Genomic DNA, 14,120 nt, shown 5'->3' with positions numbered 1-14,120 from the left:
CTGCTCAGCAGTGGCCCCGGCCTTCGTGCTGCGACGGTCCGCTCAGCGGGGCGGCAGCTGCGGGTCGTCCGGGTGCGCGCCACGGGCCGGCCCCTCGTCGTCCCTGATGACCTCGCCCTGGACGACCTTGCCGTCCGGACGGTGCATGCGCGCCTGCTGGAAGGCCTCGCCGAGACCGCCCTGGGTGGCCGCCTCGCGAACCTTGCGCTCGAAAGTCTTCTCCGCCGTTCGGCTGACCATCTTCTGGACGGGCGGCACCAGCAGGAGCAGACCCAGGGCGTCGGAGATCAGCCCCGGCAGGATGATCAGCAGGCCGCCCAGCATCGTCAGGGCGTTGCCGCCGCCCCGCTCGGAGGGATGCGGTGCCAGGCCGCTCTGCTGCTGTTGCACCGCCTCGCTCAGCTCGCGGAAGGCGCGGCGCCCGGCGTGCTTGATGACCATGCCGCCGAGCACCACACCGGCCACGAGCAGCAAGAACACCGTGAGCCCGCTGGCGGCGCCCGCCACGACGGTGAGCAGCCAGATCTCCAGGACCAGCCACGCGGCGATGCCGAGCGGCAGGAACCTGAGGACGCGCGAGCGCCGGGGCCGGGCGGGTCGGGTGGGCGGTACGCCAGTCGTCATGGCTCCAGTGTGCCTGGACCCGGCTCAGACCGGCATAAGGGAATGATCAACAAGCGACCGCCGGAGCCACGATCAGGGCTTCTTGGCGTCCTTCGGGGGCTCCTGCGCTCCCTCGGCGTCCTTGCGGCCCAGGGCCCGTCCCACGCGGCCCACCCGCTCCCCCACACCCCACGCGGTGACCCGCCACAGCGCCTCGGCCACGATGTCCTGGCTCATCTTGCTGTCGCCGTGCTCCCGCTCGACGAAAGTGATCGGTACCTCGACGACGTGATAGCCCGCCTTGATCGCGCGGCGCGCCAGGTCGACCTGGAAGCAGTACCCCTGTGAGGCGACCTCGCCGAGGCCGATGCCTTCGAGGGTCTCGCGGCGAAAGGCGCGGTAGCCGCCCGTGACGTCGCGGATCGGCACGTCCAGCATGAGGCGGGAGTACGTGCTGCCGCCGCGGGAGATGATCTCGCGGTACTTGGGCCAGTTGACGATCCGTCCGCCCGGCACCCAGCGCGAGCCGAGCACGAGGTCGGCGCCCTTGAGCGCGGTGAGCAGCCGGGGCAGCTCCTCGGGCTGGTGGGAGCCGTCGGCGTCCATCTCGACGACCACGCCGTAGCCGTTGTCCAGGCCCCACTGGAAGCCCGCGAGGTAGGCCGCACCGAGGCCTTCCTTGCCCTTGCGGTGCAGCACGTGCACGTTCTCGTCGTCGGCCGCCAGCTCGTCGGCGATCTTGCCGGTGCCGTCGGGGCTGTTGTCGTCGGCGACAAGGATGTGCGCCTCGGGCACGGCGACGCGGACACGGCCGACGATGGCCTGGATGTTCTCCGCCTCGTTGTAGGTCGGAATGATCACCAAGGCCAGGCCGAGCGGGCCGAACTGCCTCCCCTGGTCACCGGTTTCGGAGACCGCACCGCCGTCGTTCACTACTGCCCCTTCGTTCGTACGCAGAGGACCACCATAATGGCCGCTTCCCGCACGGCCGCGGCGGCACGGGCGGTAGGGGAGAGTACTGCGGATCGGGGCCCGGCACCCTTCGGGCCGACCTGGGGCCCGCTGGCTGCGGGTCGACCGAGAGCCGTTGTCTACTGAGCGTCCGGGCCCCACCCGGGTCACACCTGCCGGCCCGGTGGAACGTTCCCTCGCTTCCGCGGCGCGGGCGCTGGACCTGGCTCCCAGAGGTGGTGCGCCGGTGCGGCACACCGCCCATGGCCCAGCGGCGTTCGACGGTTGCGTGGAATTTCTCCGGTCGGACGTCCTTTGGTGGACCCGGCCGAACCTACCGGCCGACGGCCGCGTTCTGTCAATAGCCATGTGACCTGGGCCGATTCCAAAGACAGCCAGGTCAGTGCCGAGGATACGCAGGTCGTGCGACGCGACAACGGACCGCGATCGGCGGTACGCACCGCCGGGACATCACTCGTCCGGCCGTACGAAGACCGGCTGTCCGAAGACCACCGTGCGCAGGCAGACGGGGAGTTCGGCGCCCGGGGAGAGGTCGGGCAGTCCGGGCGTGCCGGAGCGCGGATCGGTCGACCAGCGGGCGACCCGGTCGTCCGGCGCCTGGACCACGAGGTCCGCGGCGCGCCAGACGGCGTAGTCGGCGGGCGCCCCCGGCACCAGGACACCCGCGTCGTCCCGGCCGATGGCCCGCCAGCCGCCCCGGGTGTGGGCCGTGAAGGCGGCGCGCACCGACACGCGGTGCTCGAGGGTCTGGTGGAACGCGGCGGCGCGGACCGTGCCCCAGGGGTCGAGGGGAGTGACGGGGCTGTCGGAACCGAAGGCCAGCGGGACGCCGGTGCGCAGGAGGGCCGCGTACGGGTTGAGGGTGCGGGCCCGTTCGGCGCCCAGGCGCTGGACGTACATGCCGTCGTCGCCGCCCCACAGGGCGTCGAAGGCGGGCTGCACGGAGGCGGTGAGGCCGAATTCCGCGAAGGCGGCGATCGTCTCCGGGGTGAGCATCTCGGCGTGCTCGACGCGGTGCCTGGCGGCGCGGACACGGGCCAGGCCGACCTTCTCGGACGCGGCGCGGATGCCCTCGACGACGGCGGTCACGGCCGCGTCACCGATGGCGTGGAAACCCGCCTGGATCCCTGCGTCGGTGCAGGCGACGACGTGCGCGGCGACCGCGGCCGCGTCCAGATAGGCGGTGCCGGTGTGGCCGGAGTCGGCGTACGGCGCGTGCAGGCAGGCGGTGTGCGAGCCGAGGGCCCCGTCGACGAAGAGGTCACCCGCGGCGCCGACGGCCCCCAGTTCCTTTGCGCGGGCGACGCCTTCCTCGCCCTGCTGCGCCCAGTAGCCGACGACGCGCGGCCCGGCCTCCTCGGCGGCGAGGCGAAGGAGACCCGTGAGGTCGTCCTCGCTGGAGATCTCGGGGCCCGCGCACTCGTGCACGGAGCCGATGCCGAGGGACGCGGCGCGCCGCAGCGCCGCCCGCTGGGCCTCGGTGCGCTGCTGCGGCGAGAGCGCGCCGAGTGCCGCGGCGCGCACGGCGTGATGGGCGTCGCCGGTCAGCGGTGCGTCCGGGCGGAAGCCGGTGCGCCCGGTGATGCCGGGGACGAGGTCGAGCAGCGCCGTGGTGACGACGGCCGAGTGGACGTCGATACGAGTGAGGTAGAGGGGACAGCCACCGGCCGCCTCGTCGAGTTCCGCGCGCGTGGGCGGACGGCCGTCCGCCCAGCGGGACGCGTCCCAGCCGTGGCCGAGCAGGACCCGGTCGTGCGGCCGGGCGGCGGCGTGCTCACGTACGAGAGCGAGCGCTTCACCGAGGGAGCGGGCACGCGTCAGGTCGAGGCCCGTCAGGGCGAGTCCGGTCGACGTGGTGTGCACATGCGCATCGGTGAACGCGGGGGTGACGAGCGCCCCTTCGAGGTCGACGACCTCGTCCACGCCGTCCGCGAAGGCGTCGGCAGCACCCTCGGATCCCACCCAGGCGACGTGCCCGCGTTCGACGACCATGGCCGTGGCAAACGGATCGGCGGGGCTGTGGACGTCGCCACCGCGCAGCAGCACGGTGCGGTGGCCCTGTGGGCCGTTCTGGGGGGTGGTGCTCTCGCTCATGGGACCAGTCTGGCCCCTCCCGGCGGAGGGCCCGCGCGGGGGGCGCCCCCGGGCGGCTCAGACCTGCGGGGGCCTGGCCTCGTACGGCGTGGAGAGGACGACCGTCGTCCGGGTGGAGACGCCGGCGAGTGCGCGCAGCCGGCTCAGCAGGTGTTCGAGTTCCAGGGGGGTCGCGACGCGCACCTTGAGGATGTAGTTCTCGTCGCCCGCCACGCTGTGGCACGCCTCGATCTCCGGGACGCCCGCGAGCCGTTCGGCGATGTCGTCGGGTGCGCTGGGGTCGAAGGGCTTCACCGAGATGAACGCCGTGAGCGGCAGCCCGACGGCCTCGGCGTCCACGACCGCGGCGTAGCCGCGGATGACACCGCGCTGCTCCAGGCGGCGCACACGCTGGTGCACGGCCGATGTGGACAGGCCCGTGGCCTTGCCCAGGTCGGTGTAACTCATCCGCCCGTCCTTGACGAGCAGCTGCACGATCTGTCGGTCCAGCTCCTCCATGCGCCGAACCTACAGGGCTCTTGATCCCTCCGGATACCGCTGGGCGCGACGGCGGCATCTTCTCGGGGCATGTGACGAACGCCACATACCTGTGACCGTGTCCAAAGGGATGCCACGATTACCTCTACGACGGGACGGGAAGTGCTTGCTGTGGTCGAGGCCGCAGCGCCTTCTCGGCCCACCCAAGGGGGAGAATCCCATGCAGAATCTGAAGCGCCCCGGTCGCACTGCCCGCAGCAAGCAGCAGCGCTCCGACGAATCCGCGTCCGCACCCGTATCGGAGGGCGTCGAATCGGGTGAATCCGAGTTCGACGCGTACGACACCTTCGAGATGTACCGGGTGACGTGCCCGGACTGCGCACAGCCCATCGCGCTCCTGGCCGACGAGGACGTGCTGCCCGAGCACGCGCTCTGCGCCCAGCCGTGGAACCCGTTCGGGCTCACGGTGTGCGCGGGCACGGGGCGTGCCGCGGCCGACGCCGAGCCCGCCGACGAGTCGATGGAGGCTCAGGAACAGGACACCGCCCTGCTCCTGACGCTCCCTCAGGGGCTCGACTGGCGGACGCAGCCCTTCTCGCACGTCGGCGGCCAGAGCTCGCGCCCGCTTCGCGTCGTGCCCCAGCCGGACCGGCGCTCCGCGGCCTGAGGACTACCAGTAGCTGCCCTGCACCATGGCCGCCAGGCTGGCGTGGTGCAGGATCAGCGTGTCCGGGTCCTCGGGGACCGTGGCCTCACCGAAGTGCACCTGGCGGTAGGCGACGCGCAGCATGACGATGGCGTGCCGCAGCGCCGCGTACAGCGTGTGGAAGTCCATGGACCGGGGTGTGTGGCCGGTGAGCCGCGCATAGCGCTCCTCGATGCTGTCGCGGCGCAGGAAGCCGGGCAGTCCCTCCTGCCCGAAGCTCACCGTCAGGTCCTGGAAGAAGCGGTGCAGATAGACCATCCAGCCGAGGTCGACCTCGCGGGGTGCGAGCGCCGCCATCTCCCAGTCAAGTACGGCCACGGGGTCGAAGCCGTCGTAGATGACGTTCCCGATGCGCGCGTCGCCCCAGTTGAGGACGGGCTCGCCCTCGTCGTCCGGCCACCGCTCCTCGAGCCGCTCGAAGGCGCTCTCGATGAGGGGTGAGCGGGGCAGACCGTCGACCACCCAGCGGTAGTAGGCGTGTTGGGCGTCGACGTGGCGGCGCAGTGGGCTGCCCACGCCGGGCAGGGCGAGGAAATCGGCGTCCGCGACGGGCACTTGGTCGTGGAGGTGGGCGATCAGGCGGATCGACGCGTCCTCCAGGTGCGCGCGTTCGGCGTCGCTCGCCGCGTGGAGCCAATTCCCCTCGTACGTATAGGGCATGACGTCCGGCGGAACGCGTCCCTCGACCCGCTCCATGACGAAGAAGGGCGCGCCGAGCGGTCCCGGGTCCTCCTCCAGCCACAGCACACGCGGCACCGGCAGGTCGGTCCGGTCGGCGACGAGCCGCATCGTGCGGTGCTGGCGGGGCAGGTCGTAGACCGGGAAGATCGTGTACGCGGCCGGGTCCGCCGCCACGCGCAACGCGCAGGCCCGCAGCGGTGGTTCCGGGTGCTCGATGTCGAAGAGGAGGGTCTCGCTCGACATGCCGTTGGAGTCGGGCACCCGCACCCCGGTGGCCTTGGCCCCGGGCAGCCGCGCGCCGAGCCAGGCCGTGAGCCTGCGGGTGAGTTCCTCGGGGTCGCGGGTGGTGGTGCGGAGGCGGGGCCTGCTGGGTTCTGTCGCCATCGCGGGATTCCTCTCAGGGCGCGACCGATTCGAAGCCGGTGAAGCCGCTCGGGTCGTGGCGGCCGAAGCTGCCGTGCTCGAAGATGCCGTACCCCGTCTGCCCGTTGAGGGTGAAGCGTGCGGCATGGTCGATGACTCCGTACGCGGCCATCGGGTGCGCCGCCGGATCCGACAGGTCATACGTGCGGCGGTCGGTCCAGCCACGTCCCTGCCAGGTGCCGTGCTGCCAGTCGTCCGCGGGCGGATAGCCGGCGCCCACGGCCAGCGGCAGGGAGGCGAGGACCTCGACGCCGAGCTCCAGGGGCTTGCGATCGTCCGGGTCGGTGAGGTGGATGACGGCGCGCTCGGGGTGCCGGGTGCCGGAGCGGTAGGTGATGTCGGCCTGGGGCCAGCCGAGTTGGCGGTCCCGCGCCCCGGGGCGTACGACCGTGGCCTCGTTCAGGGAGCGGTGGCCGTCCGCGTCCTCCTGGGTGATGACCATCAGGAACCGGTCGTCGAAGCGCACCGGGCTCCAGATCCAGTGGAAGCCCTCGGTGCCGAACTCCTCTTCCAGGCGCCCGCGTTCCTCGCCGGGGATGGGCCGCACTCCCCAGCTGCGGTCGCGGGTGGCGGTCCACTCCCCCGCCGTCACCGCGATGTCCTCGCCGCCGACGCGGATCACCCCCGCGCAGCCGCCCGCCTGGACGAATCGGCGCCCTTCGAGGGAGAGCCGGTCGCCGCGCCGCTGGATGTGGTGCGGCTCCCAGAGGGCGGGAAAGTCGGCGGTCCACGTGATGTCGTACGAGAGGGAGTCGGGGTCGGCGGGATCGGCGGCGCACGTCAGGCGCAGCCGTCGCAGGGGCTCCTCGACGGTGATGGTCAGCGGGCCGACGGAGAGGTTCATCCGGTCGTCGCCCAGTGCGTCGGACGCGCGTACGGCGTGGAGCGTATCCCCGCTGCGCAGGGTGGCGTACGCGTCGATCACACCCACGTTCGGATAGACACCGAGCCCGAGGATGAGGAGCGTGTCCCCCTGGTGATCGAAGAGGTGGAAGATGCAGCGGTCGTAGGCGTTGCGGTCGCCCGTCGCGACCTGCTTCATGGACAGCGGGACCTGGTGGATCGGGTACTCGTCGAGCGGGACGGGGCGGTCGTCTGCCACGGCAAACCTCCCTGGGCGCGCGGTGGTTGACGGGCGCACAGCCGATGCCGGGCCCCCGGCGCGGAGTTGACGGTACGTCAGACAGGGTGCCGGAGCCAGACACGTGTCAGCCCGCGTTCGGGGAGCCGCGCCTGACCGTTCGGAAGCCGTGGCGCCGGGGCCGCACTTCCGACCGGGCGCGGGAAAGCGGGACGCGCCCCAGGCCTCGACACGGGCATGCCGCGAACTGAGGGTCGAATCCCGCGGGCGGTGACTTGTCCCCGGCGGGGCGCGTTGGCCGCGTATGACCACCCCCACGCCGATGCCCATGGCGCACCCGCCGACCGGCCGCCGCAGGCGCACCCTTCTGACGGCTCCCCCGCCCGACGCAGAATCGGTTCCCCAGTGGCCTCAGCAACCCCAGCACCCTCAGCAGCCGCAACGCCCCCACCCGCACCATCAGCAGCCGCCGCAACCCCAGCCCCAGCCGCCGCACCTGCAGGATCCGCCCATCTACCGCGCCCTCATCCGGAGCTGGGCCGAGCGGGGCAAGACCCTGCCGGGGCGGCACGATCCGGAGTGGGTGCGGCTCGCGGCGCCTCCGGTCAGGCTCGGCCAGTTCAGCGCGTCTCGGGACCCGCGAGGTGACGGGCGATGACCATCCGCTGGATCTGATTGGTCCCCTCGACGATCTGCAGCACCTTCGCCTCGCGCATCAAGCGCTCCACCGGGAAGTCCGCGGTGTAGCCGTACCCGCCGAGGACCTGCACGGCGTCCGTCGTCACCTTCATCGCGGCGTCCGTGCACAGCAGCTTCGCCATGGCCGCCTGCTTGGAGAACGGCCTGCCCGCGTCACGCAGCCGCGCCGCGGAGAGATAGAGCGCCCGGCCCGCCTCGATCTGCGTCGCCATGTCCGCGAGCATGAACCGAAGGCCCTGGAAGTCCGCGATCGGCTTTCCGAACTGGCGCCGCTCGGTGGCATAGCGGAGCGCCTCGTCGAGTGCCGCCTGCGCCACGCCGATCGCACAGGCCGCGATGCCGAGCCGCCCCGAGTCGAGCGCGGAGAGCGCGATCGCGAAGCCCTGACCCTCCTCGCCGATACGGCGGGCGTCGGACACCCGGACCCCGTCGAAGTTGATCTGGGCGGTGGGCGAACCCTTCATCCCCATCTTCTTCTCGGGCACCGCCGCGTTCAGCCCCGCGGCGTCGCCCGGCACCAGGAACGCCGAGATGCCGCGGGCGCCTTCGCCGCCGGTGCGGGCGAGCACGGTGTAGAAGTCGGCGACCCCGCCGTGCGTGATCCACGCCTTCGTTCCGCTGATCACCCAGTCTCCCCCGCTCTCCCGGACGGCCTTGGTCCGCAGGGACGCGGCGTCCGAGCCCGAGGCCGGCTCGGAGAGGCAGTACGCCCCGAGCAGCCCGCCGCCGAGCATCGCGGGCAGATGCTCGGCCTGCTGCTCCTTGGTGCCGTATCCCGCGAGCGCGTGGCAGGACAGGGAGTGGACGCTGACGCCGAGGCCGACGGTGAGCCGTGCCGCGGCGAGCTCTTCGAGGACCTGGAGATAGACCTCGTACGGCTGGTCGCCGCCGCCGAATTCGGAGGCGTACGGAAGCCCGAGCAGTCCGGATTCGGAGAGGAGGGCGAAGACCTCGCGCGGAAAGCGCCCGGCGTCCTCCTCCTCGGCCGCGCGGGGAGAGATCTCCCGCTGGACGAGGTCACGGACGAGCGAGAACAGATCCCGCGCCTCGTCCGTGGGCAGCTGACGGTCCACCGGCTGCTGCAAGCTTCGCTCAGGCACGATCGCAATCCTCCCTTTCGGCACTGCGGCGGACCCGCGGGGTAGTGCGGCGCCACCGTGTCTCACGCCCGGCCGATGGCGCCCTTCCGGGTCGCGGAAGGTGCTGTGACCAGCGGCTCTGGCGCGTTGAGTATGCCCGATCGGCGGCGGCCAGTCACTAGTTAACGACCGCTTACTCAAAAGATAGCCGACGCCCGCAAGAGGGGCTCGGAATTGGTCCGAACCATTGACCCCACTGGTCTAGTCCTCCTAGAGTCCAGCCGAGCGCCTTACCGCGTTCATGCCAATTCAACGTTCACGGACGTCACCTGGCATCGCAGGTCGAACAGCACCACGCCCCCCCATGCGCCCTCTCCCCCCACGAGGAGATCCGATGCTCAGACCGCACCTCCCCCGCGCCCCCTTCCGGGCGCTCGTCGCCACCGTCTGTTGTGCCGTGCTCGGCGGGGGTCTGCTCGCCGGCGCGGGCACCGCCGCCGCCGGCCCCGACACAGGTCCCGGTTCCGCCTCCGGCCAGACCGCGGGCTCCACCAAGGCCGCAGCCGGCTCCAAGGTCGTCGGCTACTTCACCGAGTGGGGTGTCTACGACCGGAATTACCACGTCAAGAACGTCGAGACGTCCGGTTCGGCCGACAAGCTCACGCACATCAACTACGCCTTCGGCAACGTCCAGGGCGGCAAGTGCACGATGGGCGACGCCTACGCGGCGACCGACAAGGCGTACACCGCCGACCAGTCCGTCGACGGCAAGGCGGACACCTGGGACCAGAACCTGCGCGGCAACTTCAACCAGCTGCGCAAGCTCAAGAAGCTCCACCCGGACCTCAAGGTCCTGTGGTCCTTCGGCGGCTGGACCTGGTCCGGCGGCTTCACCGAGGCCGCCAAGAACCCGGCCGCCTTCGCCCAGTCCTGCTACGACCTGGTCGAGAACTCCAAGTGGGCCGATGTCTTCGACGGCATCGACATCGACTGGGAATACCCGGGCGCCTGCGGTCTGACCTGTGACACCAGCGGGCGCGCGGCGTACAAGGACCTGATGTCCGCGGTGCGTTCGAAGTTCGGCGGCGACAACCTCGTCACCGCGGCCATCCCGGCCGACGCCGAGGAGGGCGGCAAGATCGACGCCGCCGACTACGCGGGCGCCGCCCAGTACGTCGACTGGTACAACCCGATGACGTACGACTACTTCGGCGCCTGGGAGGCGAAGGGCCCGACCGCCCCGCACTCGCCGCTGAAGACGTACGAGGGCGCGCCCAAGGCGAACTGGAACACCGACGCCACCATCAAGAAGCTCCAGGGCCTCGGCATCCCCTCCGACAAGCTGCTCCTCGGCATCGGCTTCTACGGCCGCGGCTGGACCGGCGTCACGCAGAAGGAGCCCGGCGGCACCGCCACCGGGGCCGCCGCGGGCAAGTACGAGGCGGGCATCGACGACTACAAGGAACTGAAGACCAAGTGCCCGGCCAACGGCACGGTCGGCGGGACCGCGTACGCGCACTGCGGGACCAACTGGTGGAGCTACGACACCCCGGCCACCATCGCGGGGAAGATGGACTACAAGAACCAGGCCGGTCTCGGCGGCACCTTCTTCTGGGAGCTCAGCGGTGACACGGCCGACGGTGAGCTGATCAAGGCCATCAACTGACCGTACGAGCACAGACGTCGGGGCGGGAGCCGGTCGGCTCCCGCCCCTTCCTCATGTCCGCCGGCGGGCCCTCACGACCGCGGCGGGGCCGGGAAGGACGGCTCGAACTCCTCGATGACGCGCAGGGTGTCGCCGAGGGTCCGCACAAGCAGGTCACACACCGTCTCGCGCGTCAGGCCCCGGCTGCCGATCCAGTCGAGCGCGACGCCCTCGACGCTGCACAGCCAGCCGAGCAGCGCCGTGCGCGCAAGCTCCGGGATGTCGCGGCGGCCGTACGCCCCGTCGGCGATCGCCCCGATCAGGGCCTCGCGCACCCCGTCGCGTATGGCGTGCACCTCGGCGTCGAAGCCGACGCCGCCGCTGATGATGGTGCGGTACGCCGCCTGGTGGTGCTCGGCATAGCGCAGATAGCCGTCGATGGTGCTGTGCACCCGCTCCACCGGCGGCAGGTCGTCGTGGCGCCCGGCGCGCTCGACCAGTTCGGCGACCGAGTCCTCGATGATCGCGAGGTAGTAGCCGCGCTTGGACTTGAAGTAGTAGTAGATCAACCCCTTGGCGACGGACGCCTGCTTGGCGATGTCGTCCATCGAGAGCGCGTCGTACGACGTGTCGGCGAACAACTTCCGCCCGATGGTGATGAGTTCGGCGCGGCGCGCCACCGAGCGGTCGGTGCCGCGCGCCTGCGGGCGAGCGTCCGCGGGACGGTCGGTGCCGCGCTGTTGACTATTATTCAATTTCGGCCCTAGTCTCCAACTGCCTCGGGAATCCGCAGTATGGCAGAACCAACGCCACCTGCCGGTTCTGCGCCCGACGGCGCTCTCTCACGCACTCCCCCTACGCACACGGACCGCCGTACGGGAGGAAGACTCATGAGCGCAGCGCGTACCCCCTTACGCGAGGGCAGAACCTCCTGGAAGAAGACGGCCGTCGTGGCCCTGCCGGCCGTCCTGGCCGTCGGCGCGATGGCCTCCGTGATGGCCGAGGGAGCGCTCGCCGCCTCCTTCGCCGTCTCCGGCACCAGCTTCCAGGTGTCATCCGGCAAGCTCACCAGCGAGGGCCTGTCCTCCTACGTACAGACCGACCGGGACATCGACGGCAAGGGGCACCCGGTGGCGCTCCTCGGGATCGGTGACGCGACCCTGTCCGACATCTGCCAGGCCGCCGAGGTCAAGACCCCGGTGGGCACCGTGGTGTTCAAGCTGACGGCGGGCGGCTCCGCGGGCGAGGTCACCGCGAGCAGTCTCATCATCGACGCCGAGGACCTGAAGGGCGACGCCCGCTTCGGCACGGCGGAGATCGGCCGGGACGCGTCGACCCTGGACGAGGTGCCCGGCGTCAAGGGCGAGAAGGGGAAGTTCGGGCTGCAGGCCGGGGACATCACCGTCTCCGGCGTGAAGTCCCACGCCTGGTCGGCGACCGGCGGGAACTTCCGGCTCAAGGGCATGAAGCTCGATGTCAGCATCGGCGGCAAGAAGTGCTTCTGACCGGCGGCCGGAGAGCCGGGGTCAGGGCGTGGCGCGGAGACGGAAACGGAGACGGCGGCGGTTGGCTCGACAAGCGCCTGCCGCTGCCCGACGCGCGCCGGGTGCTGCGCCGCTGGCGACGCACCCGGCCCTTCTGGGGCGGTCTGCTGCTGATCCTGGGCGGCGCCGAGCTGCTCCTCGTACCGCTGTCCCCGCTGACCGTCCTGGTCAGCCTGGGGCTCGGCGGGCTCGCGGCGATCGGCATCGGGCTCGCCCTGATCGCCGCCGGGATCTTCCTGTGGCTGCTGCCGCACGCCCATCACTATGTGAGCGTCAACGCCCTGATCCTGTCGGTGCTTTCGTTCGCGGCCACGAATCTCGGCGGGTTCCTGGTCGGGATGGCGCTCGGCATCGTCGGCAGCGCGATGGGCTTCGGCTGGACCCCGGTGCCCGAGGGCACCGAGGAGGAAGCCGAGCGGCCGAGGGTGCGGGACGGGCAGGGCACGCGGACACTCGGCGTGCTGCTGCCTGTGGTCATCGTCGGGGCGACGCTGTGGGGCGGAAGCCCGGCGAAAGCGGCTCCCGGCGACGCGGCCGGTGCGGCCGGGGCGGCGCCTCAGGGGGTCGTGGCGGCGGCCGGGCAGGCGACCGCGGCGGCGCCCGGGCAGGAGATCGTGGCGGCCCGGACTCCGCCGACCGTCACCACCACGCTGTTCTCGCCGCGGGGCTTCCTCCTGGCCGGCGTACGCGAGATACCCACCGCCGACGGGCCGTTGAAGGTCATGGTGCTGAAGATGAAGGCCGCCTCGCTCACCGACTACCGGCTGAAGACGCGCGACGGAAGCAGGGAACTCGCCCTGGGAGCCGACACGTTGGAGCTCGACGGCTCCGTCACGCTCTATCTGACGAAGTTCAAGGGCTGCCTGGAGGGGCTGCTCTGCCTGACCTTCACGCCCGACAGACTGCCGGTGCCGCCCGTCGTGCCGCCGTTCGTCTTCATGACCGACGTCCAGGCCGAACAGGCCCTCGTCACCGCCGACTTGATCGCCGCGGGCGGCCTCACCCTGAAGGCGTCGGCATGATCCAGATCCAGGCGGTCCTCTTCTGGGCGTACGCGATCGGCGCGACGTTCGCGCTCGCCGCGGGCCGGCAGCTCCAGGTGTGGGAGCGGATCAACGCGGGCGAGGGGCCGCGGACGCGCAGCCGTGCCGCCAATCCGTACCTGGCGCTCACCGTGCTCTTCGCCGCGGTCCTGATGGTGCCGACGGGGCTCTTCCTGCTCTGGCAGAACCCCGCGTGGGCGACGATGCACGTCGCGGACGGGCACGACGGCGTGTGGGCGGGCTTCGTGCTCTTCTACGCGGGCGGGACACCCGTCGCCGCGATCACCGGGTTCCTGGTGGCGCAGGGGCTCGTCCTGGTGGGGGCGGGCTACTGGGCGTACCTCCAGTGCGTGGGCGGGTACTTCCTGCTCTTCTGGACGCTGGTCCACGGCTGGGACGGCAGGGGGTACGAACGGTTCTTCTCCGCCGAGGCCCGGGACTTCGCCGGCTGGCGGCAGGACAGCGTGGTCAACCACGTCCTGGACTTCCTGACGTCCGGGACGTTCCTCGCGCTGCTGGTGTTCGGCGCGGCCGTGATCGGCACCATGCTGGTGACCGAGATCGGCTGGCTGATGGAGGGCTGGTCGCTGCCCGGCGCCGACGAGGACCGCGCGGTGCACCGGTTCCTGGCGATCGCCGTCGCGGCGGCCGGGGTCTACGGCCTGCCGTTCGTCGGCGCGCTCGTCGCGAGCGTCCTCGTGCGGCTCCTGGGCGGGTGGCTCGGCCTGCCGCTGTTCGCGGTGATCGCGGGGCTCACGCTGCTGTCGCGGCGCTCACCCGTGCGCCTGCTCTACGGGCTGGTGGGCGTGCCGCGGCGGCACTGGCGGGCGGATCTCGCTGCGGGGCGGGCCTACGACGATCAGAGGCGGGCCTACGACGGTCAGGAGACCGGGGTCACATCAGACCGATCTGCGTGACGAGCATCGCGAGGACGACGACGAGCGTCCAGCCGAGGACGTGCTCGAGCACCTTCGGGCCGTCTTCATCGGGGCCGCCGGTGCGCGTGGTCGCCCGGGGCTGTGCGGTGGCAGTGGCTGTAGCTGTGGCAGCGGTCATGGCATCACTCGATGGGT

General features: G+C 71.4%; 14 protein-coding genes. 5 read left to right on the top strand and 9 right to left on the bottom strand.

The window, feature by feature from the left end:
• Positions 1-42 precede the first annotated feature (42 nt).
• From fxsA to ACWGIH_RS23405, 4 genes are all read right to left on the bottom strand, one after another.
• The gene (gene fxsA / locus ACWGIH_RS23420) at positions 43-624 is read right to left on the bottom strand and encodes an FxsA family membrane protein (protein ID WP_453449822.1); all 582 of its coding nucleotides are present in this window, start codon (positions 622-624) and stop codon (positions 43-45) included.
• A 72-nt stretch (positions 625-696) separates the two neighbouring features.
• Positions 697-1,536 carry a polyprenol monophosphomannose synthase gene (locus ACWGIH_RS23415; protein ID WP_453449821.1) on the bottom strand — a complete coding sequence of 280 codons (840 nt, stop codon included), beginning with the start codon at positions 1,534-1,536 and terminating at the stop codon, positions 697-699.
• Positions 1,537-2,025: 489 nt separating this feature from the next.
• Positions 2,026-3,669, bottom strand: coding sequence for an amidohydrolase (locus tag ACWGIH_RS23410; protein WP_453449820.1), 1,644 nt, complete (start codon positions 3,667-3,669; stop codon positions 2,026-2,028).
• A 57-nt stretch (positions 3,670-3,726) separates the two neighbouring features.
• The gene (locus ACWGIH_RS23405) at positions 3,727-4,167 is read right to left on the bottom strand and encodes an Lrp/AsnC family transcriptional regulator (protein WP_160503714.1); all 441 of its coding nucleotides are present in this window, start codon (positions 4,165-4,167) and stop codon (positions 3,727-3,729) included.
• Between the two features lie 199 nt (positions 4,168-4,366).
• Between ACWGIH_RS23405 and ACWGIH_RS23400 the strand changes: the two genes are divergently transcribed.
• Positions 4,367-4,813, top strand: a complete 447-nt coding sequence (locus tag ACWGIH_RS23400; RefSeq protein WP_453449819.1) for a hypothetical protein — start codon at positions 4,367-4,369, stop codon at positions 4,811-4,813.
• A gap of 3 nt (positions 4,814-4,816) precedes the next feature.
• Here ACWGIH_RS23400 and ACWGIH_RS23395 read toward each other — a convergent pair whose 3' ends face one another.
• From ACWGIH_RS23395 to ACWGIH_RS23385, 3 genes are all read right to left on the bottom strand, one after another.
• Complete coding sequence (locus ACWGIH_RS23395; protein ID WP_453449818.1) at positions 4,817-5,917, bottom strand: phosphotransferase family protein; 1,101 nt, start codon at positions 5,915-5,917, stop codon at positions 4,817-4,819.
• 13 nt (positions 5,918-5,930) lie between these two features.
• The gene (locus ACWGIH_RS23390; protein ID WP_453449817.1) at positions 5,931-7,058 is read right to left on the bottom strand and encodes a hypothetical protein; all 1,128 of its coding nucleotides are present in this window, start codon (positions 7,056-7,058) and stop codon (positions 5,931-5,933) included.
• A gap of 599 nt (positions 7,059-7,657) precedes the next feature.
• On the bottom strand, positions 7,658-8,836 hold the full coding sequence (locus ACWGIH_RS23385; protein WP_453449816.1) for an acyl-CoA dehydrogenase family protein: 1,179 nt from the start codon (positions 8,834-8,836) through the stop codon (positions 7,658-7,660).
• Between the two features lie 373 nt (positions 8,837-9,209).
• On the opposite strand from ACWGIH_RS23385, the gene ACWGIH_RS23380 reads away from it, so the two are divergent.
• Entirely contained in the window at positions 9,210-10,481 is a 1,272-nt protein-coding gene (locus ACWGIH_RS23380) for a glycoside hydrolase family 18 protein (RefSeq protein WP_453449815.1), read from the top strand.
• A gap of 71 nt (positions 10,482-10,552) precedes the next feature.
• Here the strand turns inward: ACWGIH_RS23380 and ACWGIH_RS23375 are convergent, their stop codons facing one another.
• Positions 10,553-11,215, bottom strand: a complete 663-nt coding sequence (locus tag ACWGIH_RS23375; protein WP_453449814.1) for a TetR/AcrR family transcriptional regulator — start codon at positions 11,213-11,215, stop codon at positions 10,553-10,555.
• 135 nt (positions 11,216-11,350) lie between these two features.
• On the opposite strand from ACWGIH_RS23375, the gene ACWGIH_RS23370 reads away from it, so the two are divergent.
• From ACWGIH_RS23370 to ACWGIH_RS23360, 3 genes are read left to right on the top strand one after another with little or no spacing between them, the layout of a single operon-like run.
• Complete coding sequence (locus ACWGIH_RS23370) at positions 11,351-11,965, top strand: DUF6230 family protein (RefSeq protein WP_453449813.1); 615 nt, start codon at positions 11,351-11,353, stop codon at positions 11,963-11,965.
• Positions 11,962-13,026: a DUF6114 domain-containing protein gene (locus tag ACWGIH_RS23365; RefSeq protein WP_453449829.1), complete on the top strand. Its 1,065-nt coding sequence runs from the start codon at positions 11,962-11,964 to the stop codon at positions 13,024-13,026. Before ACWGIH_RS23370 ends, ACWGIH_RS23365 begins: the two co-directional genes overlap by 4 nt.
• Complete coding sequence (locus tag ACWGIH_RS23360) at positions 13,023-13,964, top strand: hypothetical protein (RefSeq protein WP_453449812.1); 942 nt, start codon at positions 13,023-13,025, stop codon at positions 13,962-13,964. The genes ACWGIH_RS23365 and ACWGIH_RS23360 overlap by 4 nt, the downstream gene beginning before the upstream one ends.
• On the opposite strand, the gene ACWGIH_RS23355 is transcribed toward ACWGIH_RS23360, so the two are convergent.
• A complete protein-coding gene (locus ACWGIH_RS23355) occupies positions 13,942-14,103 on the bottom strand; it encodes an SCO1431 family membrane protein (protein ID WP_397717790.1) in 162 nt (53 codons plus the stop codon). The two genes, ACWGIH_RS23360 and ACWGIH_RS23355, sit on opposite strands and share 23 nt — an antisense overlap.
• Between the last annotated feature and the right edge of the window lie 17 nt (positions 14,104-14,120).

The organism is Streptomyces sp. NPDC054872 (assembly GCF_053610705.1).
Note: the sequence above shows the minus strand (reverse complement) of the source record. Positions and strands in the feature narration are given on the sequence as shown.